General features: G+C 46.1%; 20 protein-coding genes. 9 read left to right on the top strand and 11 right to left on the bottom strand.

Going from position 1 to position 24,498, the window contains the following annotated elements; all coding sequences use genetic code 11:
• Positions 1-14: 14 nt before the first annotated feature.
• The gene (locus IEY13_RS24875; RefSeq protein ID WP_188957482.1) at positions 15-1,388 is read right to left on the bottom strand and encodes an outer membrane beta-barrel protein; all 1,374 of its coding nucleotides are present in this window, start codon (positions 1,386-1,388) and stop codon (positions 15-17) included.
• Positions 1,376-1,951: an RNA polymerase sigma factor gene (locus IEY13_RS24880; protein WP_188957484.1), complete on the bottom strand. Its 576-nt coding sequence runs from the start codon at positions 1,949-1,951 to the stop codon at positions 1,376-1,378. The genes IEY13_RS24875 and IEY13_RS24880 overlap by 13 nt, the downstream gene beginning before the upstream one ends.
• A gap of 166 nt (positions 1,952-2,117) precedes the next feature.
• On the opposite strand from IEY13_RS24880, the gene IEY13_RS24885 reads away from it, so the two are divergent.
• Positions 2,118-2,975, top strand: a complete 858-nt coding sequence (locus tag IEY13_RS24885) for a hypothetical protein (protein WP_188957486.1) — start codon at positions 2,118-2,120, stop codon at positions 2,973-2,975.
• Positions 2,976-3,021: 46 nt separating this feature from the next.
• Here IEY13_RS24885 and IEY13_RS24890 read toward each other — a convergent pair whose 3' ends face one another.
• Complete coding sequence (locus IEY13_RS24890; RefSeq protein WP_188957488.1) at positions 3,022-3,966, bottom strand: NAD(P)H-dependent flavin oxidoreductase; 945 nt, start codon at positions 3,964-3,966, stop codon at positions 3,022-3,024.
• Between the two features lie 75 nt (positions 3,967-4,041).
• Positions 4,042-5,034 (bottom strand): sugar phosphate nucleotidyltransferase, encoded by a 993-nt coding sequence (locus IEY13_RS24895; RefSeq protein WP_188957490.1) that lies wholly within the window; start codon positions 5,032-5,034, stop codon positions 4,042-4,044.
• A 114-nt stretch (positions 5,035-5,148) separates the two neighbouring features.
• Between IEY13_RS24895 and glyA the strand changes: the two genes are divergently transcribed.
• From glyA to IEY13_RS24910, 3 genes are all read left to right on the top strand, one after another.
• On the top strand, positions 5,149-6,429 hold the full coding sequence (gene glyA / locus IEY13_RS24900) for a serine hydroxymethyltransferase (RefSeq protein WP_188957492.1): 1,281 nt from the start codon (positions 5,149-5,151) through the stop codon (positions 6,427-6,429).
• Between the two features lie 35 nt (positions 6,430-6,464).
• The gene (locus IEY13_RS24905; protein WP_188957494.1) at positions 6,465-6,884 is read left to right on the top strand and encodes a DUF4293 domain-containing protein; all 420 of its coding nucleotides are present in this window, start codon (positions 6,465-6,467) and stop codon (positions 6,882-6,884) included.
• 630 nt (positions 6,885-7,514) lie between these two features.
• Entirely contained in the window at positions 7,515-7,823 is a 309-nt protein-coding gene (locus tag IEY13_RS24910; protein ID WP_188957496.1) for a hypothetical protein, read from the top strand.
• Here the strand turns inward: IEY13_RS24910 and ligD are convergent.
• Positions 7,820-10,492, bottom strand: coding sequence for a DNA ligase D (gene ligD, locus IEY13_RS24915; protein WP_188957498.1), 2,673 nt, complete (start codon positions 10,490-10,492; stop codon positions 7,820-7,822). The two genes, IEY13_RS24910 and ligD, sit on opposite strands and share 4 nt — an antisense overlap.
• Before the next feature lie 73 nt (positions 10,493-10,565).
• Positions 10,566-11,531, bottom strand: coding sequence for a hypothetical protein (locus IEY13_RS24920; RefSeq protein WP_188957500.1), 966 nt, complete (start codon positions 11,529-11,531; stop codon positions 10,566-10,568).
• 122 nt (positions 11,532-11,653) lie between these two features.
• Here IEY13_RS24920 and IEY13_RS24925 point away from each other — a divergent pair, with 122 nt between their 5' ends.
• Together IEY13_RS24925 and IEY13_RS24930 are read left to right on the top strand one after the other, a co-directional pair.
• Positions 11,654-12,127, top strand: coding sequence for a ferritin-like domain-containing protein (locus tag IEY13_RS24925; RefSeq protein WP_188957502.1), 474 nt, complete (start codon positions 11,654-11,656; stop codon positions 12,125-12,127).
• 100 nt (positions 12,128-12,227) lie between these two features.
• Positions 12,228-13,328, top strand: a complete 1,101-nt coding sequence (locus tag IEY13_RS24930) for a DNA alkylation repair protein (protein ID WP_188957504.1) — start codon at positions 12,228-12,230, stop codon at positions 13,326-13,328.
• 88 nt (positions 13,329-13,416) lie between these two features.
• On the opposite strand, the gene uvrA is transcribed toward IEY13_RS24930, so the two are convergent.
• The gene (uvrA, locus tag IEY13_RS24935) at positions 13,417-16,347 is read right to left on the bottom strand and encodes an excinuclease ABC subunit UvrA (protein WP_188957506.1); all 2,931 of its coding nucleotides are present in this window, start codon (positions 16,345-16,347) and stop codon (positions 13,417-13,419) included.
• Between the two features lie 229 nt (positions 16,348-16,576).
• Here uvrA and IEY13_RS24940 point away from each other — a divergent pair, with 229 nt between their 5' ends.
• The 3 genes from IEY13_RS24940 to IEY13_RS24950 all read left to right on the top strand — a co-directional run bounded on the left by IEY13_RS24940 (position 16,577) and on the right by IEY13_RS24950 (position 19,050).
• Complete coding sequence (locus IEY13_RS24940) at positions 16,577-17,158, top strand: RNA polymerase sigma factor (protein ID WP_188957508.1); 582 nt, start codon at positions 16,577-16,579, stop codon at positions 17,156-17,158.
• A gap of 181 nt (positions 17,159-17,339) precedes the next feature.
• Complete coding sequence (locus tag IEY13_RS24945; RefSeq protein ID WP_188957511.1) at positions 17,340-18,230, top strand: ABC transporter ATP-binding protein; 891 nt, start codon at positions 17,340-17,342, stop codon at positions 18,228-18,230.
• Between the two features lie 13 nt (positions 18,231-18,243).
• Positions 18,244-19,050, top strand: coding sequence for an ABC transporter permease (locus IEY13_RS24950; RefSeq protein WP_188957514.1), 807 nt, complete (start codon positions 18,244-18,246; stop codon positions 19,048-19,050).
• Here IEY13_RS24950 and IEY13_RS24955 read toward each other — a convergent pair.
• The 4 genes from IEY13_RS24955 to IEY13_RS24970 all read right to left on the bottom strand — a co-directional run bounded on the left by IEY13_RS24955 (position 19,047) and on the right by IEY13_RS24970 (position 24,487).
• Positions 19,047-20,054 carry a TIGR01777 family oxidoreductase gene (locus IEY13_RS24955; protein ID WP_188957516.1) on the bottom strand — a complete coding sequence of 336 codons (1,008 nt, stop codon included), beginning with the start codon at positions 20,052-20,054 and terminating at the stop codon, positions 19,047-19,049. The two genes, IEY13_RS24950 and IEY13_RS24955, sit on opposite strands and share 4 nt — an antisense overlap.
• 124 nt (positions 20,055-20,178) lie before the next feature.
• Complete coding sequence (ftsZ, locus tag IEY13_RS24960; RefSeq protein ID WP_188957518.1) at positions 20,179-21,975, bottom strand: cell division protein FtsZ; 1,797 nt, start codon at positions 21,973-21,975, stop codon at positions 20,179-20,181.
• Positions 21,976-22,026: 51 nt separating this feature from the next.
• Positions 22,027-23,406: a cell division protein FtsA gene (ftsA, locus tag IEY13_RS24965; protein ID WP_188957519.1), complete on the bottom strand. Its 1,380-nt coding sequence runs from the start codon at positions 23,404-23,406 to the stop codon at positions 22,027-22,029.
• 61 nt (positions 23,407-23,467) lie between these two features.
• Complete coding sequence (locus tag IEY13_RS24970) at positions 23,468-24,487, bottom strand: cell division protein FtsQ/DivIB (RefSeq protein ID WP_188957521.1); 1,020 nt, start codon at positions 24,485-24,487, stop codon at positions 23,468-23,470.
• Positions 24,488-24,498: the final 11 nt, after the last annotated feature.

Raw genomic sequence — 24,498 nt, forward strand, 5'->3', positions numbered from 1 at the left:
ATTGAATCCAATAATTAAAACCTGATTGTGCGTGTTATTCCTACATTAATACCAAAACTTGTTAAAGGCAGGCTGCCTATACCTACCCCGCCAAAAGAAGTCTTTATATAAGGCTCTACCCTTACGGTTCCCAATACACCGGCAGGCCTTTCCACCCCTACACCAATGTGCATAATGTTAAACCAGTTACGGGTAGCATTATCGTAAGAACGATTCATGGTTTGGGGCGCATAGTTCCATTCGTAGCTATAATCATAGCTTTCTTTATTCATGATATAAGAAGACAACCCGGCGTTGGCATACCAGCTGTTCTTTTTACCTTCTGCAAAAAAGTACCGCACATGTAAAGGCAACTCAAACATGTTACACCAGCCATTTACACTCTTAATATCCCATGGTGGCTGATAGGGTAGTTTTTTAGTATTAAAATATTCACCTGAAGAATAATAATACTTACGATCCCATAGCAAGCCCGTTTCTACAGCCAGCCGTTTGGATATCCGGTATCCGATAATTACGCCCGCCCCATACCCTGTACGGGCTATACGCTGCGCTTTAACAGTACTTATATCGGGGCTGGCAATAACACCTGCATACAATCCTTTTACCTGGCGTGGTGCCTTAACCCGTTTTTTTATTACCGGTGCTGCGGCAATGCTACTATCACTCTGATTAAACGGCAGTGTATCCATGCCGGCTCCGGCAGCTGTGCCTGTATCTGTTACTGCAAATCTGGTAATCGTCGCTTTATCAGACAAAGCCTCCGGCCCGGCAATGGCATTCACTGTATTGTCTGACTTTAACCCTAAAACCGCTGAATCAGACAATCCCGTGCTATAGACTCCTTTCCCCTGTATATAATTCCGCTCTGTATTATTATTTTTTTCAGCTAAAGTGCTGTTTACTATATCAACCGGCTGCCTGTGAACAGTAGAATACGTAGGTGTTACCCCGATGGTTGCCTCAGCGTTGGATTTTTTTTCAGGCCTGGGTACCGATGTAACAGCAACAGGTGCAGATACCCCTGCGGGTGCTTTTACAGTGGCTGGCTTACCGGGCACTAAAGCCTGCACATTTGCCACACTTTGCCTACCAGATGCTTCTGCCAGGCGCTGCCTATCCTGCGTTGCCGCAGGTACAGCCTCTGCAATATCTAACTGCTCTCCGCTATTGGGCAGGTGTGCAATAAAAAACAGCGGCGTTAAAAGCAACAGCCACAACAGGCGATAATATTTGCCTCCAGGCTTTTGCACGCCGGCAGCTGCCGAAGCTTCAGCAGCCTGTAGCTTAGCCATTACCGCATTCCAGTCTCCGCCATCTGTTTTTAAGGGATAGTTGTCGGCTGCATCACGGAACAGATCATCCATATCGTTATTCAGGAACTGCATATGTCTGCCTCCCCAATATCTGAGTTTAATTTCTTTTGCAAATGTGCGCGTGCTTTTGCAAGGTTAGATTTGGAAGTACCCACCGAAATACCCAGTTGCCCGGCTATTTCCTGGTGCGAAAAACCATCTATCACATACATATTAAACACAATGCGATAAGAAGGCGGTAACTGTTTCACTTCCAGAATCAGTTCCTTATAATATAACCGCTGCTCCGCCGTTTGCTGCGAATCTGCTTCTTCCCACACATACTCCGGTATACCGCCAATTTCAGGCAGCATGTTCTGCCTGCGCAGCTCATCAATGGCAGTGTTGATCATAATCTTTTTAATCCACCCCATCAGTATTTTTTCCAGATGCTCCGGCTCCTGACAGTTAAACCGGCTAAAATGGCTGAACAGTTTTACAAACCCATCATTCACCACATCCACCGCTTTATCGTACCGGTATATATAACGGAATACCGTTTTTAAGGCATACCCATAATACTTCTCATACAGCTGCTTCTGGTAACCGGGCAGGTTACGCATACAGCCCTGTACTATGGTAGTTAGTGGTTCCAAATAATGTTATAGCAGCCTTTATAAACAGGTACATACGGGCGATTGAAAAAAGGGTTGCCTGCGGTGCCTGATTTTTCTTTTTTTGTTTTGAAGCAACTGTTACACAAAGCTACCCGTATGAATTGGGTAAAGTGCACTTTTCCTAATCATTTCAAACTTTACTATTATGACACGTATAACATCGCTTGCAAAAGCGACGCTCTATAGCTTTTTGCTTACCGCAGCAGCCTGTAGCAAAAACAACGATAACAGCACGCCTGATCCTGTAACACCATCCGGCCCTTCGGTTAAGCTGGCCACCAGCAGTAAGTTTGGCAGTGTACTTACCGATAGTACCGGCCGCACCTTGTATTTCTTTGCTATTGACGCCAACGGCAGCTCTGGTTGTACCGGCGGATGCGTAACTGCATGGCCCGTTTTTTACAAAGCCAATCCTACACTGGCAGAAGGCTTGAAAGCAACCGACTTTGGCGTAATTACCCGTGCAGATGGCGCCAAACAAACCACCTATAAAGGATGGCCGCTCTACTATTATCAGAACGATACCAAAGCCGGAGAAATAAATGGTGATGCCGTAGGCGGCACCTGGTTTGTGGCCAAACCAGATTACACAGTAATGCTGGCCAATGCACAGCTGGTGGGTAATAACGGCACACAGTATACCAGCCAGTATACACCAGGCCAGGAAGTAACCCAATACCTTACAGATGATTACGGCCGCACGCTGTATGCATTTAAACCCGATAAGTTTAAAAAGAATACCTATACCAAACCTGACTTCAGCAATAACGCCACCTGGCCGTTGTTTGAAACCAGTGCTTTAAAGGGCATTCCCTCTACGCTGCAGGCCAATTTGTTTGATACGGTACAGGTATTTGGCAAAGTACAGCTGAGCTTTAAAGGATGGCCATTGTATTATTTTGGCAGCGATGCTATGACGCGGGGCAACACCAAAGGTGTAAGCGTACCGCAGCCCGGTGTATGGCCCATTGTAAATAACAATTCCACCCCTGCGATACCTTAACAGCAAGCAACCGGTATTTTACCTCCGGAAAAAACAACACGGATATTTAAAACAGCAGGCTCACCTCGCGTGCAGCCTGCTTACATTCTTCCCATATTTCCTGCATTATGGCAGCAGCGGGCTTAATATCGGTAATCAGCGCACTCACCTGCCCTATTTCCAGCTCCCCTTCTTCCAGTTCTCCTTCAAACATGCCTTTTTTGGCGCGTCCCCGCCCCAGCAGCAGGTTCAGCTCTGCTTCGGTGGCACCGGTAGCTTCAGCCTGCCGTACCTGCTCATAAAAAGCATTTTTCAGCAGCCGTACCGGAACTGTTTTTTTCATGCTCAGCATGGTATCGCCTTCCGCCGCATTCAGCACGGCCTGTTTAAAAGCCGGGTGTGATGATGCTTCTTCGCTGCATACAAAACGGCTGCCTATCTGCACCCCATCGGCCCCCAGCGCCATAGCCGCCAGCATTTGCCTGCCGGTGGCAATACCGCCCGCAGCTATCACCGGTATCTGTACTGCTTTTTTAACGGCCGGTATCAATACCAGCGTGGTAGTTTCTTCGCGGCCATTATGGCCGCCTGCTTCAAAGCCTTCGGCTACTACGGCATCGCAACCGGCCTCCTGCGCCTTTAACGCAAAACGGCTGCTGCTTACCACATGCACCACGGTAACGCCGTGTTGTTTTAACTGAGCAGTATATGTTTTAGGATTTCCGGCAGAAGTAAACACCACCTGCACTTTTTCGCGGAGAATGATATCAATATGCTTGTCTATATCGGGATACAGAAGCGGAAGATTTACGCCAAAGGGTTTAGCAGTAGCTGCCTTGCATTGCTGAATATGCGCTTCCAGCACCGCCGGGTACATACTGCCTGCCCCAATAAGCCCCAGGCCACCGGCATTGCTTACCGCACTGGCCAAACGCCAGCCGCTGGCCCATACCATACCCGCCTGTACAATGGGCAGTTCTATATTAAAAAGAGATGTTACGCGCTGATTCATACCGGAAGGTAAGTATAACCTTCGGTTTACCGCAAGCCCGCGCAACGGGCATTCCGTAACAAGGGAATGCCGCGTTTATCCAAAATCAATTTCCGTATTATCGCCTATGTTCAGGCTGCGGCTTAAGCCTTTTACACTGGCATCGCTACCTATCAGCGAATTATCTACCACCACCTCGTACAGGTTGGTGTAAGAACCAATGATGCTGTCGCGCACAATAGAGAACTGGATATTGGAATTGGCGCCTATAGATACATGCGGCCCCACAATGGTATTTTTAAGTACCGTACCGGCACCTATGCTTACCGGAGGTATGATAATAGAGTTTTCAGAATGCACCGTTTCATGCACATACCCGCCAAACTTCTTCAACAGGGTGGCATTGCTTTCCAGCAGGGTTTCTTTTTTACCACAGTCGAACCAGTTTTTTACCTTAAAGGCTTTAAACCGGGCGCCCCGCTTAATCATGCAATCCAGTGCATCAGTAAGGTTGTATTCGCCATAGCTGCGGATATCCTGATCAAACAAATGATGCAGACAATCGTACAAAAACTGGGTTTCCTTTATCTTATACAACCCCACCAGGGCCATATTGCTTTTAGGAATAGCTGGCTTTTCTACCACGTGCTCAATAAACCCTTCCGGATCTATTTCTGCCACGCCAAACGAGCGCGGATCATCTACCTTTTTAACCCCCAGCATGCTGTAAGGGCTTTCAATTACTTCTTTTACGTCGTAATCGCAAATGGTATCGCCCAGGGCCACAAATACCTCATCGGTACCTACAAGGTTACGCGTAAGCTCTACGGCATGGCCGGTACCCTGCCGCTCATTCTGATACACAAAATGACAAGGCAAATCCGGATAGGTTTGCTTTACGTACTCCTGAATTTTTTCGCCCAGGTAACCTACAATAAATATGAACTCCTGAATACCGGCCGCATGTAACTGATCCACTATAAAGCTGAGGATGGTTTTGCCTGCAATCGGTATTAATGCCTTCGGTTGTGTATATGTATGTGGCCGCAGTTTTGCTCCTGCACCGGCCACAGGAATTATCGCTTTCATGGAATTATTGGTCTCTTCTAAACTCGCTAACAGGCCGTGAAAATAGTAAAATCTATATTCCGGCCAAGTTTTGTGGAAATTCAGGCTATTTTTGCGGCAAAATTCCAATACACAATGCAAAGGGATACACTCGTCTTCGATTTGATACGCAAAGAGTTAGAGCGTCAGCGCCATGGTATTGAACTGATTGCTTCTGAAAACTTTACCAGCTTGCAGGTAATGCAGGCTATGGGTAATGTGATGACAAATAAATATGCTGAAGGGTATCCCGGCCGCCGTTATTATGGTGGATGCGAAATTGTTGACCAGACCGAACAGCTGGCTATTGATCGCCTGAAACAGATTTTTAATATAGAATACGCTAACGTACAGCCACATAGCGGCGCACAGGCCAATGCGGCAGTAGCCCTGGCGGTGTTACAGCCTGGCGATAACATTCTGGGGCTGGACCTGAGCATGGGCGGTCACCTTACCCACGGCTCGCAGGTAAACTACAGCGGTAAATTATACAACGCCCATTTTTACGGTGTAAAAAGAGAAGATGGCCTGGTAGATTATGACATGCTGGAAGCGAAAGCCCGTGAAATAAAGCCTAAAATGATTATTTGCGGTGCCAGTGCTTACAGCCGCGATTGGGATTATGCCCGCATACGCAAAGTGGCCGATGAAGTGGGCGCGCTGGTAATGGCCGATATTGCACACCCTGCCGGTTTAATTGCCAAGGGCCTGCTGAACGATCCGTTTGATCATTGCCATATTGTAACCAGTACCACCCACAAAACCCTGCGTGGCCCCCGTGGTGGTATTATTATGATGCGCAAAGATTTTGAAAACCCATTCGGCCTTACCGATAACAAAGGCAACATTCGCCTGATGAGCAATCTGCTTGATCTGGCAGTGTTTCCAGGTATACAGGGCGGCCCGCTGGAGCACGTAATTGCAGCTAAAGCAGTAGCGTTTGGCGAAATACTGAGCGATGAGTATACCCAATATGCCAACCAGATAGTTACCAACGCACAGGCTATGGCCAAAGCGTTTATGGAAAAAGATTACCAGATTATCAGCGGCGGTACCGATAACCACCTGATGCTGATTGACCTGCGTAATAAAAACATCAGCGGCAAAAAAGCAGAGCAGATACTGGTACAGGCTGATATTACTGCCAACAAAAACATGGTACCGTACGACGATAAGAGCGCTTTTGTTACAAGCGGCATCCGTTTTGGGGTAGCAGCTATTACCACCCGTGGAATGAAAGCTGAACACATGCAGTTTGTGGTGAATGCCATTGACAATGTACTGATGAATGCAGATGACGCTGCCGTTATCAGCACTGTTAAAAAGCAGGTGAACGAATTCATGTCTCAGTTTGTGCTGTACCCTGAAATGGGATAATTTTAATGCTATAACCTGTTAAAAGCGTTGGTTTTATGATACAAAGAATACAAACAATCTGGTTGCTGGTAGCCTCAGCATGCGCCTTTCTTACCCTGAAGTTTTCGTTCTACACCGGAACAAAAACGATGGAGAACGCCCCTAACCAATGGGTGGAACTGAACGGACAGGCCAACCTGCTGATTACCATACTTACAGTGGCGGTAGGGCTTGCATCTTTGATACTGGTTTTTTTGTACAAAGAAAGAAAGCGCCAGATAACGTTTACACTGGTAACACTGCTGTTATCGGTGGTAAACATTGTGATATACATTGCTGAAACAGGAAAATTTGTGAACGGCGCCTACGCGCTTACCGCAGCGTTAACTTTTCTGATACCGGTTTTTCTGCTGATGGCCGTACGCGGTATTTACAAAGATGAAAAGCTGGTAAAAAGTGTTGACAGATTGCGATAATGCATCCTTACAATAGAATTAAAGTGGGCGGCGCAGGTTATTCTGCGCCGCCCTTTTATATTAATAACGTTGGCGAAGGCTCTGTTAAACCTACAAACGCAACCGTGCTGCCCGCAGTTCTTTGCCGGCAGCACGGTTGCAAACCTGTGCATTCCGCAGCAGGTAAACAACCGTACAGCGCAGGTTTACCAGCGTACAAACGGGCACTTTACCCGTAAAGCACCACACTACAAATGCCCGCTGTTGTAATTACAGCGTTAGGATGACCCATAGCGCAGTCTTCCCCGATAATCGGGGAAGACTTTCCAGCGCCTGTATGGTACGCTTTCTTCTCCCATTTTTCTTCCCCGGTTTTCGGGGAAGAAGTTTCCGGCAGCCATACCACTTCCCCGATAATCCGGGAAGTAAATTGAGCGACGCGTTAATCTCCCTCAACAATCGGGGAAGACAAACGAACGCCCCGTTAGTCTTCCCCGGAAACTGAGGAAGACGCATGAACCGCAGCATCTACCCACTCCACAATCCGGTAGGTACATCGGACCACAAAACCCACCGGCCTGGCCAACCAATAAGTATGCTGCGCCCCCATTCAGGAACGTTATTTGTTTAGCTTTTGAAAACACCCGTACTATGAAGAAAGAAGCACTACGTTTTCAGCATGCTTTTGAAGCGGCCAATACGGATAACAACCACGAGGAAGCCATTGAACTGTACAACCTTGAGGTTGTAAACAACCCTGGCAACTATGCAGCCTGGAACAACCGCGGCATCAGCCGTGTGCAGCTGGGTATAGCACAGGATAACCGCGATCTGGTGCTGGATGGCATATCAGACTTTCGTAAAGCGCTGGAACTGGCCGATAAAACCAACACCAAAGCATACGACAATGCAGAAGCCAACATGGAATGGGCCAATAAGGTATTAACTGACTTTGATTAAAGTGCCTGCAGCCTGCTCAGCGCTTTTTGCATGGCAATACCTTTGCCCAGTACAGGCTTAAACAGGTCGCCCTGCTGCTTCAAACGCTCCATGGCATTGGCTATGGTGAAGTCGGTTACTTTTAAGCCCTTCTGCACCTCTTCCCAATGCAAAGGCATGGACACCGATGCCTGCGGCTTGGGCCTTACAGAATAAGGAGCAGCCAGTGTGGCCTGCGGGCGGTTTTGCAAAAAATCAAGATACAGCTTGCCTTTGCGCGCACTTACCTGCCGTTCTATACTGGTAAGCGAAGGCATCTGCCCCTGTACCAGCGTTACTATAAGGCGAGCAAATTCTTTGCTTTGCTCATAGGTATACTTAGCAGCCAAAGGAATATAAATATGCATACCGGTAGAACCGGAGGTTTTGCAGTAATTAGGTATTTCAGCTGCCTCCAGCAGATCGTGCGTTACCCTGGCTGCTTCAATTACCTGATTAAAGGTTGTTTTTTTACCGGGATCAAGATCAATAATACACCAGTCAGGATAATCCGGCTTATCAATAGTACTGCTCCAGGGGTTAATTTCAATACACCCCAGATTGGCCATATATAACAACCCCGCATCATCGGTACAAACCATAAAATTCTTATCCTCCTTATCATCTTTGCTATGGTAAGGAAACAACTCCACCCAGTCAGGCACTTTGCCCGTAACATCTTTCTGATAAAAAGCATGGCCGGTAACCCCATTGGGAAAACGATTGAGCGACTGAGGCCGGTTTTTGAGATAAGGCAGCATATACGGTGCTACCTGATAATAGTAATTAATCAACTCGCGCTTGGCTATTTTTTCCTTAGGCCAGTAAAGCTTATCCAGATTGGTGAAAGTAAGCTCGTGGCCATTCACCTTACGCACCTGTGTTTCTTCTGATGGGTTCAGCAAAGTTTTACGTTCGCTTTTCTGACCTTTCACCAGCACTTTCTGCGCATGCAGCTTACTGCTCTTTTCATCTTTTACTTCCTCAACCGCCACAGCCACTTCGCGTTTTACATCCCTTGCTTTTTTATCTTCCCGCATACCTTCAAATGAAGGGTGGCGCATAACACCATCCGTGGTAATTTCAGTATAGCTTACTTCGCAAACCAGTTGCGGCTTTAGCCAGGTAGCCGTAGCATGTGGCGGATCGGGCCGGAAACGGGAGGGTTTATTTACATCTGGAATTTCAGTAAAAGGCGCTTTGGCTGTTACCAGTGGTTGAAACAGCTTCATCATCTCTTTCTGCATAGCCGTTGTAAAACCGGTACCTATTTTACCGGTGTACTGCAGCTTGCCATTTTCAAATACCCCTACCAGTAGCGAACTGAATAACTTAGAAGAACCTTTGTTTTGCGTAAAACCTCCTATCACCACTTCATGCCGCTTGCCGGTTTTAATTTTCAGCCATTCGCGGGACCGTTCTCCCGGTAAATAGAGGCTATCTGCTTTTTTGGCTATCACACCTTCCAGCCCCATTTTAGCAGCAGCTTCCAAAAACTCTGTTGCAGTAGCATCAAAGTTTTCGCTCATGCGTATTAAACTTTCCTCTTTGGGCAATACGCTCTTCAACAACTGCCTGCGCTGCTGCAACGGCAACCCAGTAACATCTTTACCATTCAGCCATAGTATATCAAACACATAATAATACAAATCGCCATCTGCCTCGCTGCGCCAGTTTTGCAACGAGCTGAAATTAGATACGCCTTCTTTATTCGCCACTACAATTTCACCATCCACTATTGCGTCAATGCCCCATTGTTGTATGGCCTGATATACCGGATAAAATTTATCATTAAACGATTTATTGTTGCGGGATAACAACTCAGCCTGCCCCTTATGCATCATAGCTACCGCACGGTAACCATCCCATTTTATTTCGTATAACCAGCCTTCCTCATCAAAAGGTTTTTCAACCAGGGTGGCCAGCATAGGGCTTACCGTTTTGGGGAATGCTTTTTTAACAACTGCATTGGCTTTGGCCTTTGTTGCAGCCTTTTTAGCCGGTGTTTTCTTTACAGGCACTTTCTTCTTAATAGAAGTATCTGGCTGCTCCGTGGTTTCGCCATAAATACGATGACTGGTAGTTGCTACTTTTTCCAGCGTTTTACCAGATACTACCGATTTGTCTTTCAGCGTAACATCTGTTTCTTTCGCATACTTATCTCTGTGTTTAATCAGCAGCCAGGCATTATCTCCCCTGCCTTTGGTATGCACCAATGCAAACTCACCTTTCAGCTTTTTACCGTGCAGTGTAAACTTGAGCGAGCCGCTTTTCAGCTGCTTCAGCAACAGCTTTTGCTGTGCTGCTTTGCTTGTTACGGCTTCAATAGGCTCATAGGTACCCTCATCCCAAACTATTACCGTACCTGCCCCATAGTTGCCTTCGGGTATAATGCCTTCAAAATTGCGGTAATCGTACGGATGATCTTCTACCATCATGGCCAGCCGCTTTACAGCCGGATCGGTAGAAGGGCCTTTGGGCACGGCCCAGCTTTTAAGTACACCCTCCATTTCCAGCCGGAAATCGTAATGCAAACGCGAGGCGTCATGCTTCTGAATAACAAAGCGTAATTCTCCACCATTCGCCTTTCCACCTTCCGGCTCGGGGGTTTCTTCAAAACGTCTTTTCTGTTTGTAACGGGCAAGACTCATAGGTAACGGTATTAGACCTTGTTAAAGCCTAAAAATTTATGCCAAAGCCCCCGCTGTAAGCGCCACTGTATGGCTACTCCAGCGTAAAACGGATGATTCCGTTACTACGTTCATCTGAGGACATCTCCACCTCGTACTGTTTATTATTGGCATATACCCGCATCATAGCCGTATTAGGCGGAATATCGCCCAGGTTATTGGCGTACATAATCAGTTCATTTTCCTGACCAGCTACCGCCATTAACTCCAGCACAATGGGCTGTGCGGTAAGGCGTTTGCGGTTAACAACCAGCTCTTTATTAAAGTATACCGAAATATTATCGCCATCAATTACGCCGTTATCCCATATCTCCACTTTAATAGCAGGTGCTTGTAACGGTATGGCTTTTATCAGCGTACGCGAGCGTGCCATCATTTGCTGAAAGGCCATTTCCTTCTTTACTTTATCCTGGCTTATCTGCTGTGGCAAATCGTTACGGATAGCATTTTCCTGTTTGGGTAAAGACACAATATGGGTAATTGCCTCTATAGAATCCCACGCATTTTTAACATGGGTATATACAGGCCGCGTACGTGCAAACTTGCCGATGCCGCTGCCACAATCGTCCAGCGAAGCAGCCGTCCACGTACCGTTTAAAGAGTCTTTGTTATCATAATGGGTAAAATGCAGGCGATAGGTATGTAAGCAGGCATAATGCGCATAAAACAGATGATTGTCTTTCACAGCCGTTTCACGTATTATCCATTCTTTCGCACCCGCATCAAAGGCGCATTCGAGCGATTTAATACAGTAGTAAAACTTGCCTCTGAACCAATAGTACTGATAGGATAGTCCACCTATTTTTGCAGAGTCCACACCCGAAATATCCAGTATATCACCCGCCGGTTCCGTAGAGGAAACATGATACCCTGCTGCCTGGGTAATAGCGCTGTACCCATACCACTTACCGGTTATGAATTGTGCTTTTGCCTGCCCGCCCACAATTGTTAAAAGTAACAACAACAGCCTGCACATATACTTGCCTGAAAACTGCTTCATAGTGTTAAAAGTAAAAGTTTTTCTGCTTGAACCCGATAAACCCTGCACAAGTTAACAAGGTGATGGCATGATTATTTTAACCCGTTTGAGAAACCAGATTTAATCATTTAAATGAAAACACTATGAGCACATTAACAGCAACAACCAATGAAGCCGCCATTGACGTATTAAACGATCTGATACAGATTAACAACGACCGTATTACCGGATACAGAAAGGCTATAGATGAACTGAAAGTAGAAGATGTAGATCTGAAACCTTTGTTTGCAGACCTGATTATTGAAAGCGAAGGTTTGAAACAGGAGTTAACCGCAGAAGTAGGTGTACTGGGCGGTACCGCTGATACCGGCACCACAGCCAGCGGCAAAATTTACCGTGCATGGATGGATATTAAAGCCACCTTTACCGGCCACACCCGCCATGCGGTACTGGCAAGTTGTGAAGGCGGTGAAGACGCTGCACAGAAAGCTTATAAATCAGCATTAGAGTCAGAAGATATTTCGGTAGCTACCAAAAGCAAGCTTACCAGACAACAGCAACAACTGAAAATATCACACGACCGTATTAAGGCCCTGCGCGATCAGGCAGCTTCTTAATGAAATAAAAAGGCCGCATACCACACAGGAATGCGGCCTTTTTATTTCCCGCCATTCCTCTAGTTTTGTAAGCGGCAGCATAACAGCTGCTGCGTACAATATGAGCCTTATAAAAGACATTTACTCTCCGGCCTTCTATGCCTCCTTTTCCAACACAGTAGCGAAAGAAGTAACTGGTTTTGACAAGAAGGATTTTACAAAGCAGATTTTCAGCGATGCTTTCGCCCATATGGAATGGAAAGAGCGGATGCAGCATACCACCCGTGTACTACACAACTTTTTGCCTGAAAACTTTGCAGAAGCCACGCAGATAATAGCCGCTATTATTCAGCGCCTGCAGGCTAACCCTACCGGGGACACACTGGCTTATATATTCCTTGCCGACTATATTTCCGCTTACGGGTTAGATGATTTTGACAGTGCTGTTGCAGCTATGGAAACCGTTACACAGTTTATCAGTTGTGAGTTTGCAGTAAGGCCTTTTCTGCTGAAATATGAAAAGGCAATGCTAAAGCAAATGAAGCTGTGGACCAAACATCCGAGCGATAAAGTAAGGCGCTTTGCCAGTGAAGGCAGCCGCCCACGCCTGCCCTGGGCAATGGCCATTTCTTCGCTGAAAAAAGATCCCGCCCCCATAATACCCATACTGGAAAATCTGAAAAACGATCCATCAGAATGGGTACGTAAAAGTGTTGCCAACAACCTGAACGACATAGCCAAAGACCATCCTGCCATTGTACTGGATATTGCCGCACGCTGGAGTGGTAAAAGCAGCGAAACAGATGCTATTGTAAAACATGGCTGCCGTACGCTTTTAAAACAGGGCCATCCTGAGGTATTGAAACACTATGGCCTTATCAGCAGCTGCCTCACTGTTTCTGCATTAAAAGTACTTACCCCGGAAGTGCCTGTTGGAGCGTATGTGGAATTCGGCTTCTCCGTAAAAAATGAGAGTGATACTGCACAAACAGTACGGCTGGAGTATGGCGTTTACTATAAAAAAGCAAAAGGCCACAACGCCCGGAAAGTTTTTAAAATAAGTGAACGGATATTACAACCCGGAGAAACCCTGAAAGTACAGCGGAAGCAATCTTTTAAATTAATTACCACCAGAGTGTTTTACCCAGGCCAGCACCAACTGTCTGTGATTGTAAACGGAGAAGAAAAAGCGATAAAGAAGTTCACGCTCACTGAAGCATGAGTTGATTAGCAGCGCTGTTGTTTTAAAAAGGTGGTTTGCTGCGTGCTTGTACTGTTTTCAGTATTGCCTGCCGCAAACCACCTTTACTTTATAAAAATTTACCTGTGTAACTTTCCTTCACCTTCTTCAGTTCAGCAGGTATACCGGCAAACACCAGATTACCACCTGCATCGCCCGCCTCAGGGCCCAGATCAATTACCCAGTCGGCACTTTTAATTACATCAGTATTGTGTTCTATCACCAGCAGAGAGTGCCCCTGCTCCACCAACGCCTGGAAAGAAGTCAGCAGCTTTTTAATATCGTGGAAATGTAAACCCGTGGTAGGCTCATCAAAAATGAACAGGATATGCCCCTGCGCTTTGCCTTTGCCCAGAAAACTGGCCAGCTTTACACGTTGCGCCTCGCCACCACTCAGCGTATCACTACTCTGGCCCAGCTTAATATAACCCAAGCCCACGTCATGCAGTGGCTGAATGGCTTTAGCCAGCGACTTCTCCTCGCTGAAAAACTCCACCGCTTCATCTACACTCATTTCCAGTACATCATACACACTCTTTCCTTTATATTGTACTTCCAGCACCTCCTCTTTAAAACGTTTGCCACCACAAACCTCACAGGTAAGGTGTACATCTGCCAGAAACTGCATTTCTACAATCTGTTCGCCTTCACCCTTACAGGTATCACAACGGCCACCATCTACGTTAAAAGAAAAGTGTTTAGGCTGAAAGCCACGCATTTTAGACAGCGGCTGTTTGGCAAACAAATCGCGGATATCATCATATGCTTTGATATACGTAACCGGGTTACTGCGCGATGATTTGCCTATCGGGTTCTGATCAACCAGTTCAATCTGGTTAATCATTTCCAGATCACCTTTTAACGCCTTGTGAAAACCTACCTTATCAGCAGGTTCACCTTTCAGTTTTTTGAGGGCAGGGTACAACACCTGTTTCACCAGCGTGGTTTTACCGCTACCGCTTACTCCACTTACCACACACAATACGTTTAACGGAAAGGTGGCAGTTACATCTTTCAGGTTATTCTGCCGGGCACCTTCTACCACAATACTGTTGCGCCATTTGCGTGGCTGACGGGGTGCATCAATAGTAAGCTCACCTTTAAGGTATTTACCGGTAAGGCTATCGGGGTCAGCAATCAGCTCATCATACGTTCCCGCTGCTACCACTTCACCCCCCAAATGAGAAGCCAGTGGCCCCATGTCAATAATATGATCCGCCTCGCGCATCATCATTTCATCGTGTTCTACCACCACAACCGTATTACCCAGCTCTTTCAGCTGCTTTAATACCGTAATCAGTTTTTCAGTATCTCTTGAATGCAGCCCTATAGAAGGCTCATCTAATATGTACAATGAATTGGTGAGGTTACTACCCAGGCTGCGCGTAAGCTGTATACGCTGGCTTTCGCCACCACTGAGTGAGTTGGCCAGACGATTCAGGGTAAGGTAGCCCAGCCCCACATCTACCAACGTTTGCAGGCGCTGGTTAATCTCCAGCAAAATACGTTTGGCTATCTGCTGCTCATGCTCGTTCAGTGGCAAGCGGCTGTACCATTGCTGCAGGTCTTTCACCTGCCATTCGCATAGCTCACCAATATTTCTGCCATCTACCTTTACATATAAAGCTTCCTTCCTTAAACGGTAACCATTGCACTCCGGACAGGTGGTACGCCCGCGATAGCGGCTTAACAATACACGGTACTGTACTTTATACAGATTCTGTTCTACCTCCTTAAAAAAATCGCGGATACCAAACACAGTACCGCCACCATTCCACAGCATTTTATATTGCTCCGCAGTAAGGTCTGCAATGGGTTTGTGAATAGGAAAATCTATAGACCGTGCGCCTTTGATAAACTGATCGCGCCATGCCCCCAGCTTTTCTCCTTTCCACGGCGCTACACCACTTTCATATACACTCAACCGCTTATCTGGTATTACCAGGTCTTCATCAATACCCAGCACCTGACCAAAGCCCTCACAGGTAGGACAGGCTCCGTAAGGGTTGTTAAAAGAAAACAGGTTGGGTACCGGCTCTTCAAACGTTAATCCATCCAGTTCAAACCGGTTGCTGTAATGCAGCAGTTCGTGACCGTTTACTTCCAGAAACACTTCTCCCTCGCCTTCGTAAAAAGCAGTATTTACAGAGTCTGATAAACGGTGGATATCATCTTCGTCAAAAGCTTTGGTAACAATCCGATCTACCAGCAGGTAAACGCCACTATCCTTTATCTCCTCCTCTGTGCTCTCTGCCACCTTTACCTTTGTTTTGGTTTTGGCAGCGGCTTTCGCTTTTACAGGCAGCTTTTTCTTCAGGGTCTTTTCATCCATTTCCAGCAGGTCTTCAATACGCAGCAGCTCGCCAGCCGTTTGTTCTGAGCCGGCAGTAGCCCGCACATACATACGGCTAAAGCCCTTCTGCAGCAGAATATTCAGCTCTTCTCTGGCATCTCTGTTGGCATGTTGCTTAAACGGCACCAGAATAACAATACGCATACCTTCCGGCAACTCTTTAACAGCCTCTACCACATCAGTTACATCATCCTTTTTAACCTGCCTGCCGCTGATGGGCGATATGGTTCTGCCCACGCGGGCGTACATTAAACGAAAATAGTCGTATATCTCCGTCATACTACCTACAGTACTACGGGGCGTACGGGTAATTACCTTTTGTTCTATGGCAATGGCCGGACACAGCCCCTTAATATAATCCACATCCGGCTTTACCATACGTGCCATAAACTGGCGCGCGTAGGCACTTAAACTTTCGGCATAGCGGCGCTGCCCCTCTGCAAAAAGCGTATCTATGGTAAGCGACGATTTACCGCTACCCGATACTCCGGTTACCACAATAAATTTATTACGGGGAAAGGCGACTGTTACGTTTTTCAGATTATGGGTTCTGGCCCCTTTTACCAGTATCACATCCTTCTGCTCATCCTGCGGCGTTTCTGCATTCCGCTTTTTTACTTTTTCTGCTGCCGTAGTATTCTTTTTCATTCCCATTTTTATCAATTACTGTACGCTACCACAATTTTTCCACTTTCAACCCTTATTTTCACATTTCTTTTACAATTGCCATGCAGCGGACTAGCGCGCATATTGTAAATTCACATTACATTCACAAACCTTAAAATTTCTCGCTGTATCGAATAAACCTCTACTCAGGCACAATTTTTATAACATCTATTAAGTTAGCCCGGTCGTAAAAACCCCGAAAACGCCCGTTATGAGAAGGTTTAAGCATTATACCGACATTCAACTGATTCACGCTTTCCATGATGGAAATGTGCGTGCACTGGAAACGCTGATAATGCGTTATAAAGATAAACTGTTCAGTTCTATTTTGTTCCTGGTAAAGGACAAATACCTGGCAGAAGATCTTTTTCAGGAATCGTTTATTCGCATCATAGATACGCTAAGACAGAAACGCTACAACGAAGAAGGCAAATTTTTGCCCTGGGCCATCCGTATTGCCCATAACCTTTGTGTAGACCACTTTCGCAAGCTGAAAAGGCTTCCTGCCATAGTGGATAGCGATAACAACGACATTTTTGAGTGGCTGCAGATTGCGGAAGACAGTCCGGAACAGAAAATGATGCGCCAGCAAAGCCATGCTACCGTACACAATATGTTGCAACAACTGCCTGAGGAACAAAGGGAAGTAATTGTATTGCGGCATTTTGGAGACCTTAGTTTTAAAGAAATTGCAGAAGCTACGAACTGTAGCATTAATACTGCCCTGGGGCGCATGCGGTATGGACTTATTAACCTGCGGCGCATGATGACTGAGAAGCAAATTGCACTCTGATACGCTTACCTTATTACATACTTAAAGTAATCAGCAGCCTGCGGGCTGCTTTTTTTGCCCCCCTTTAAACGGTAATTCAACCACTTAACGCATATTAAAGGAATCTCATACTTAAGCCAGGCATTATTTAACAGGTTATTGTGCTTTCGTGTAACTTACCTGAAAAATATATACAGAGCCTATGCCCTCTATTGTAACCATTTCAGGCTTAACCAAGTTCTATGGAACCATACATGCGCTTGACAATGTATCGTTTGAAGTACCCCAGGGTAGCGTTTTTGGTATTCTGGGGCCTAACGGAAGTGGCAAAACCACCCTGCTGGGAATTATTACCGATGTGGTAAAAGCCAATGCCGGCAGTTTTACTTTTCTTGACCTGCCTTTTAGTGCAGATATGCGCAAGCAGGTGGGGGTATTGCTGGAAACGCCCAATTTCTACCACTATCTTTCTGCCGAACGCAACCTGCAGATTACTGCTGCCATTAAAGGCCGCGGAGAAAATGATATTGATACGGTTTTAAAAAAGGTAAACCTGTACGAAAGAAAGAGCAGCAAATTCAGCACATTTTCGTTGGGTATGAAGCAAAGGCTGGCCATTGCCGCTGCCCTGCTGGGTAACCCCAATGTGTTAATACTGGATGAGCCCACCAACGGCCTGGACCCTGTGGGCATTGCAGAAATACGCAACCTTATTACGTTGCTGGCCTCCGAAGGCAAAACCATTATTATGGCCAGCCACTTATTAGATGAGGTGGAAAAGGTATGTACGCACGTTGCCATTATGAAAAAGGGCAAGCTGCTTACCGCAGGCCATGTAGATGAAGTACTGGCTAATGAAGACATTGTGGAAGTTAGCGCCGCCGATCTGGCACAACTGGAAACTATTGTAAATACCTTACCGGAACTGAAGCAGGTGAAAAGACAAAACGGAAACCTGCAACTGTTTTACCCTATTGGAACTGCCAATATGGAAAACATTAACCGGCATTGCTTTAATAACGGCATTACGTTAAGCCAGCTACAGTTGAAGAAGAAAAGCCTGGAAACAAAATTCATTGAACTTACCAACTAACTCAGAACCTACTATGATAATACGTCTCTTAAAAATTGAATGGCTGAAGCTTAAGAATTATAAAACGTTCTGGATTATTCTGGCGCTGCTGGTAGCCTGCGTTGTGGGTATTAACTATGTTTATTTTGAACTGGTGAGCAGTAAAAACCAGGCATCGGGCGTAGTTAATATGGTATTAGGTACTCCCTTCCAGTTTCCCGATGTATGGCATACTGTTACACAGGTGGCCAGCTATATGCTGTTTATACCCTCGCTGATAGTGGTTATTTTAACTACTAACGAATATAATTTTAAAACACACCGGCAGAATGTAATTGACGGATTAAGTAGAACCGAGTTTATTATTTCCAAGGTTTTGGTAATTGCTGCGCTGTCTATCGTTAGCCTGCTGATTGTATTTCTTACCGCACTGGTGTTTGGCTTATCCAGCGAGTTCAGCTATTTCAGCCTGGCAAACGCGGAGTATCTTTTCTATTTCTTTCTGCAATGTTTTACGTACATGAGCTTTGCCTTGTTATTAAGCCTGCTGTTAAAACGCTCAGGCCTGGCAATTGCCCTGTTCTTCGTGTATATATGTATAGTGGAGAATATACTGGTAGCACTTATTAACAGAGCCGTAAGCGGCAACGTACTGGAAGGCCCTGGCTATTACTTTTTACTGGATGCCTCAGACAAACTGATTCCTGTAAAAAGCCTGCAAAAGATGATGCAGGGCAAAAACTTTTTGCCCCCAACCATTAACCTGCTGGTAGCTACTTTTGTTTATCTGGGATTATTCCTGTTTTTGAGTAAAAGGAAATTTGAAACAGCTGATCTTTAATTATCATCCGCTTCATCTTCTTTAAATACATCTGCTGCCGCAGGCGCAGGGTCTTCAGGAGCCTCTGCCGCGGCAGCTAACTGTTCCATAGCCGCCTCTACGGAGGGGTATAAGAAACGGAAGCCCGCCTTACGTATATGCTCCGCACTTACCGTAGTGCTCTTTAACACCTCTACACTCATTTCGCCCAACGCCAGTTTTAATACAAAGGCCGGAACATGAATAGCCATAAAAGGCTTGTGACGGCGATGCCCCGCCAGAGATAGTGTAATAGCTTTATTGCTTACCGGCGCGGGAGCCACGGCGTTATACACACCTTCCAGTAGTTCATTTTCCAGTGCATACAAATACATACGGCATAGATCGTCCATATGAATCCAGCTTACAACCTGATCACCACCGCCCATTATGGTAGCTATATTGGCCATTTGTAATGGCTTCTTTATTTCAGCCAGAAAGCCACCTTTATTAGTTAAAGCAAGCCCGGTACGCAGAATCACCAATCGCTTACCCAGCTTTTTAAAAGGCTGTATACTTTCTTCCCACAAACGGCAGGTTTCGCCCAGGTAATCATTATTGGCAGGCGCAGACTCTTCAAAGCCAGCCCAGTTTTTGGAGCGCTGTTTACCATCCGGCCCATACCACCCTATACCGGAAGCACTGATTACTGCTTTTAAACGTATAGTATATTGTTCTGCAGATTTTACCAGCAGCGCGCTGCTTTGGGTGCGGCTATCAACAATTTCCTGTTTACGCTTTTTGCTCCAGCGCTTATCTGCCACACCAGCACCGGCAAGGTGTATTATATAATCAGCATCTGCCACAGCAGAACCATCAATTACTCCCCTTTCCACATCCCAATGTTTATATACAACAGAAGGCTGCGCTTTGTGTGCAGCCGGATTACGGGTAAGTATTACTACACTATACCCTTTCTGAACCAGCATTTGCGTAAGTCTGCTACCTACCAATCCCGTTCCGCCTGTTATAAGCACTGTTGCCATAAACATTTTTTAGATAAACAATATTACAAACTAAACACAACAAAAATCCCTCCCGGCAAAACGGGAGGGACACAACAACTAAAAACACTATAAAATGTCAGAGATGCCTTGCATCAGCGCCGGATTAATCCGGCTTTTTACCGTCGAGAAACGTGTTAAGGGAAGAGATGCGCCCTTCATTGTTTTCGTCGGGTTTTACGGTGTACTTGCTGTAGAAGTTTTCTACAGAAGTCATCGTATTTCCAAATAAATCCATGTTCCTCCTTATGTAAGCAGGCACTGTTTCAAACTCATTATTCGGATCAGATGAGTTCATATTAAAGCTCAGCTTACGCAGCTTCTGAATACGTTCAGCAGCTCTGCGCTTCTGCTCTTCTTCATCATCCTGTATATCAAACGTAGAAATAGCAGGCCCTGCATATACTGGTGGCGCGTTATCCTTAATTACCAGCTCAAAACCAGCTTCATCTTCCTCTTTAGGCTCTGGCTGTACCGGTGGCTGCTGAGGAATAAAAGCAGGACGGGGCTGCTGTACAAAAGGCTGCGCTACAGGTTGCTGACCGGCATAAGGCTGCTGCAAACCAGGCTGCGCCTGTTGTTGTTGTTGCTGTTGTACCGGACGCTCCACATATTGCAGGGTGGGCTCTGTTGGCTGTGCAGGTTGTGCCGGCTTATTTTCGCCGGTAACATCTGTGCTCAGTTCAAAACGGAACATGCCATCTGCATCCGGCTGCCTGCCCGATGCTACTGCATAGGGATCTTCCAGCGGGCGGGGCTCAGCAATTACTGCACGGCCCGAAGATGCATCAGACAACTTAGGCGCCATAGCTTCTTCAAAAGGCAGCGGCTGCTGAGCCTGTTTTTTCTCCTCTTCGCCCCCCAGCGTCATCACAATCTTCTCTACCTTTTTTTCGGCAACAGGTTGTGCTGCTTCGCGAGGAGCCGCAAAAGGGTCTTTGTGTTCAAAGCCGGTGGCAATAAGGGTAATACCTATTTTGCGATCCAGAGAGTTGTCGTACCCCATACCAACAATTACGTCGGTACTTTCACCGGCCTGCATACGCAGATGGTTATTGATAATCTCCAGTTCATCCATGGTGCACTCGTGCTCCCCTTCAGAACTGTTGATGTTGATAAGAATCCACTTGGCACCACGTATATCATTATCGTTCAGCAGCGGAGAATTCAGCGCCTGCTCAATAGCCAGCTGTGCTCTGTCTTCACCTTCTACAAAGGCACTGCCTAAGATAGCCACACCACCATTTTTCATAACGGTGCACACATCTGCAAAGTCTACTATGATATGACCGCGGCTGTTAATAATATCAGTAATACATTTGGCAGCAGTAGCCAACACGTTGTCTGCTTTACCAAACGCCTCTTTCATTTTCAGGTTACCGTATTGCATACGCAGCTTATCGTTGCTTATTACCAGCAACGTATCTACATATGGTTCCAGTTGTTTAATACCCAACTCCGCCTGTAAATGACGGCGTGGGCCTTCAAACCCGAAAGGCAGGGTAACAATACCTACGGTTAAAATACCCAGCTCACGACATATCTGTGCAATGATAGGAGCGCCACCGGTACCGGTACCGCCACCCATACCCGCACAGATAAATGCCATTTTGGTATTTACTTCCAGTATTCTTTTAATTTCTTCCAGCGACTCTTCAGTAGCCTGCTTACCCACTTCCGGGTTAGCACCTGCCCCAAGCCCCTGGGTTAAGTGAGGTCCTAACTGTATCTTATTAGGTATATTGCTTTGCTCCAATGCCTTGGCATCGGTATTACAAATGATAAAGTCAACACCTTCAATATTCTGGGCAAACATGTAGTTTACCGCGTTACTCCCACCGCCGCCTACACCAAGGACTTTGATGATGGACGACTTCTGCTTTGGCAAATCAAAGTGTATCATGGTCCGGAAATTTATGTTTGGTTAGTAAGTAAGTAATTTGTTTAGTATTCATTATCTGATCTCCTGATCTCCCTCTTCCTTAAACAAGTCTATAATACCATCCTTAAACTTATCCCAGAAGCTATTCAATCCTTTTCTCTTCTTCATATCCACCACCTCAGTAGTTGCAACAGCTGTAGCCACAGTTTCTGCCACCTCATCCTTCTTCAGGCTTTCAGGTACCGCTACCTTTCTGAAACGGTTATCAAACTCTTTGCGCTGATGCTCATAATCGCTATACCCTTTCAGTATTAAACCAATACAGGTAGCATACATGGGCTTCTTCAGTTCATCAATATGATTTACGGCAAGATGTTCATTAGGTAAACCAATGCGTGCATTCAAACCAGTTACATATTCAGTTAACTGAATAAGATGTTTCAGTTGCGAACCACCACCGGTTAGGATAACGCCTCCATTGAGGGTTCTGTTGTCCAGACCCACCTGTTTTAAATGATATGTAACAAAATCCAGTATCTCACTCATCCTTGCCTGAATAATATTCGCAAGGTTTTTAACACTGATCTCTTTTGCGGGCATACCCTTTAAGCCCGGAATGGTAATAAAAGCGTTGCCTTTTGCAGCATCTGCAAGGGCACTACCAAACTGCACTTTCATGGCTTCTGCCTGGCTTTTCAGCACCCCCAGCCCCATGCGGATATCATTGGTAATATTTTCACCACCAAAAGGAATAACCGCAGTGTGCTTAAGAATTCCTTCATAAAACACAGCCAGATCAGAAGTACCACCGCCAATATCCAGAATAGCTACACCCGCTTCCATATCCACTTCGCTCATTACAGCAGAAGCAGAAGCAAGCGGTTGCAGCACCAGGTCTTTCGTTTTCAAACCACTTCTTTCAACAGAACGGTTAATATTACGTATAGCGTTGCGATCGCCGGTGATAATATGAAAATTAGCACCCACCTTCACACCGTTATATCCTACAGGATCTTTGATGTTCTGAAAATTATCCACATGAAAATCCTGTGGAATCACTTCAATAATCTGATCTCCCGCCGGTATAAATGTTTTTTTCTGATTGTCTATCAGCTGCTCAATTTCCCAACGCTCAATTTCAGTTTCAGAATCCTGTCTTACAATATCACCCCGCGTTTGCAGGCTCTTGATGTGATGGCCCGCAATACCCACATACACCTCGTTCACTTCCAGGTCAGGATTACTCTCGTAGCAGTTTAATAAAGCCTGCTGTATTGCCTTTATAGTCTGGTCAATATTAAGCACCTGGCCGTGTTGCACCCCACTGCTGTTGGCGCGGCCAAAGCCTAGTATTTCCAGTTTCCCATACTCGTTTTTACGCCCGGCAATGGCAGCAATCTTAGTTGTGCCGATGTCGAGGCCCACGATAATGGGTGCTTCGTTTGGGTTCATAGATACGTGTTTTAGTTGTTCGTTGTTGTTGTTATTATATTCAATCTCCCTTATTACCTGTTTAATGCCGCCCTGGCATTACTGCTCTGGGTCTTCTGCCTGCCGGCCTGTTATTACCGGAAGGCTTTGGCGGGTTTGCAGTTTGCCTTACTGCTGCCCTCCTTGCTGCGCCTGTTGCATTTGCAGTATCACGCTTTGCTGTAGCAGCCTGCCCCGGTACCGATGGCAGCGCTGGTATTGCCCCCGCTCCCAGGCTATTCGCCTGTGCAATGCTCGTATTCAACTGCTGCAAAGCCTTTGCTGAATCTGCCACTGCCGCCGCTGCCCCTTTTCTGGTGGCCACCACCTGTCCTGCATATTGTACATCAATCCTCTCATACTTCTCAAATCCTGCCTTTGCCCATACCTGCCTGTAAAAACTGTACAATCTGGTTAACTTATCATCCAGATTATCAGCTGTACCCAATACAATCGTCTGATTACCCAATTGAGGAATCATCTGATAGGTACGTTGAGGAGTTATATCTACCTGCGATACCAGATCTGTCCAGAACGAGTCCCGGGCAATGGTCTGTGCAATCATCTTTACCTCCAGCAGCAAAACACTGTCTGCACCCGCTAACCGTGTACGATCACTGGGAAAAGAGGTAAATACCGGCACCCTTGCCGATTGTCTTTCGCTTAATGGCAATCTCGTTCCCGCGCTATCTATATAAAAAGAACTTCCTGATACAGTAAAAACCCTGGCCAACGGCTGCCGCTCTTCAATCTTCACCTGCAGCACCCGGTTGTTATCAAAATACAATTCTGCATTTTTTATCCAGGCATCGCGTTCAATCTTCGTTTCCAGCCAGCGTAGTTTTATACTGTTGATGGCTGCACCACTGTCGGCTCCCATTTTCTCCAACTGCTTCAACAAATGCTTTTCATCTACAAACACATGCTCTTCCGCGCCTTCAATTTCAACATGCACTTCCCTGCAACGGAGGCTGTTTTTTTTCTGCACAGCTGCCACCAGCAGCACCACAACCAGCGCCGCCAGCATACTCCATGCAACAAATTGAATTCGCTTCTTCCACATATATCAAATAT

It is taken from the genome of Filimonas zeae (genome assembly GCF_014641615.1).
GTDB lineage: Bacteria > Bacteroidota > Bacteroidia > Chitinophagales > Chitinophagaceae > Filimonas > Filimonas zeae.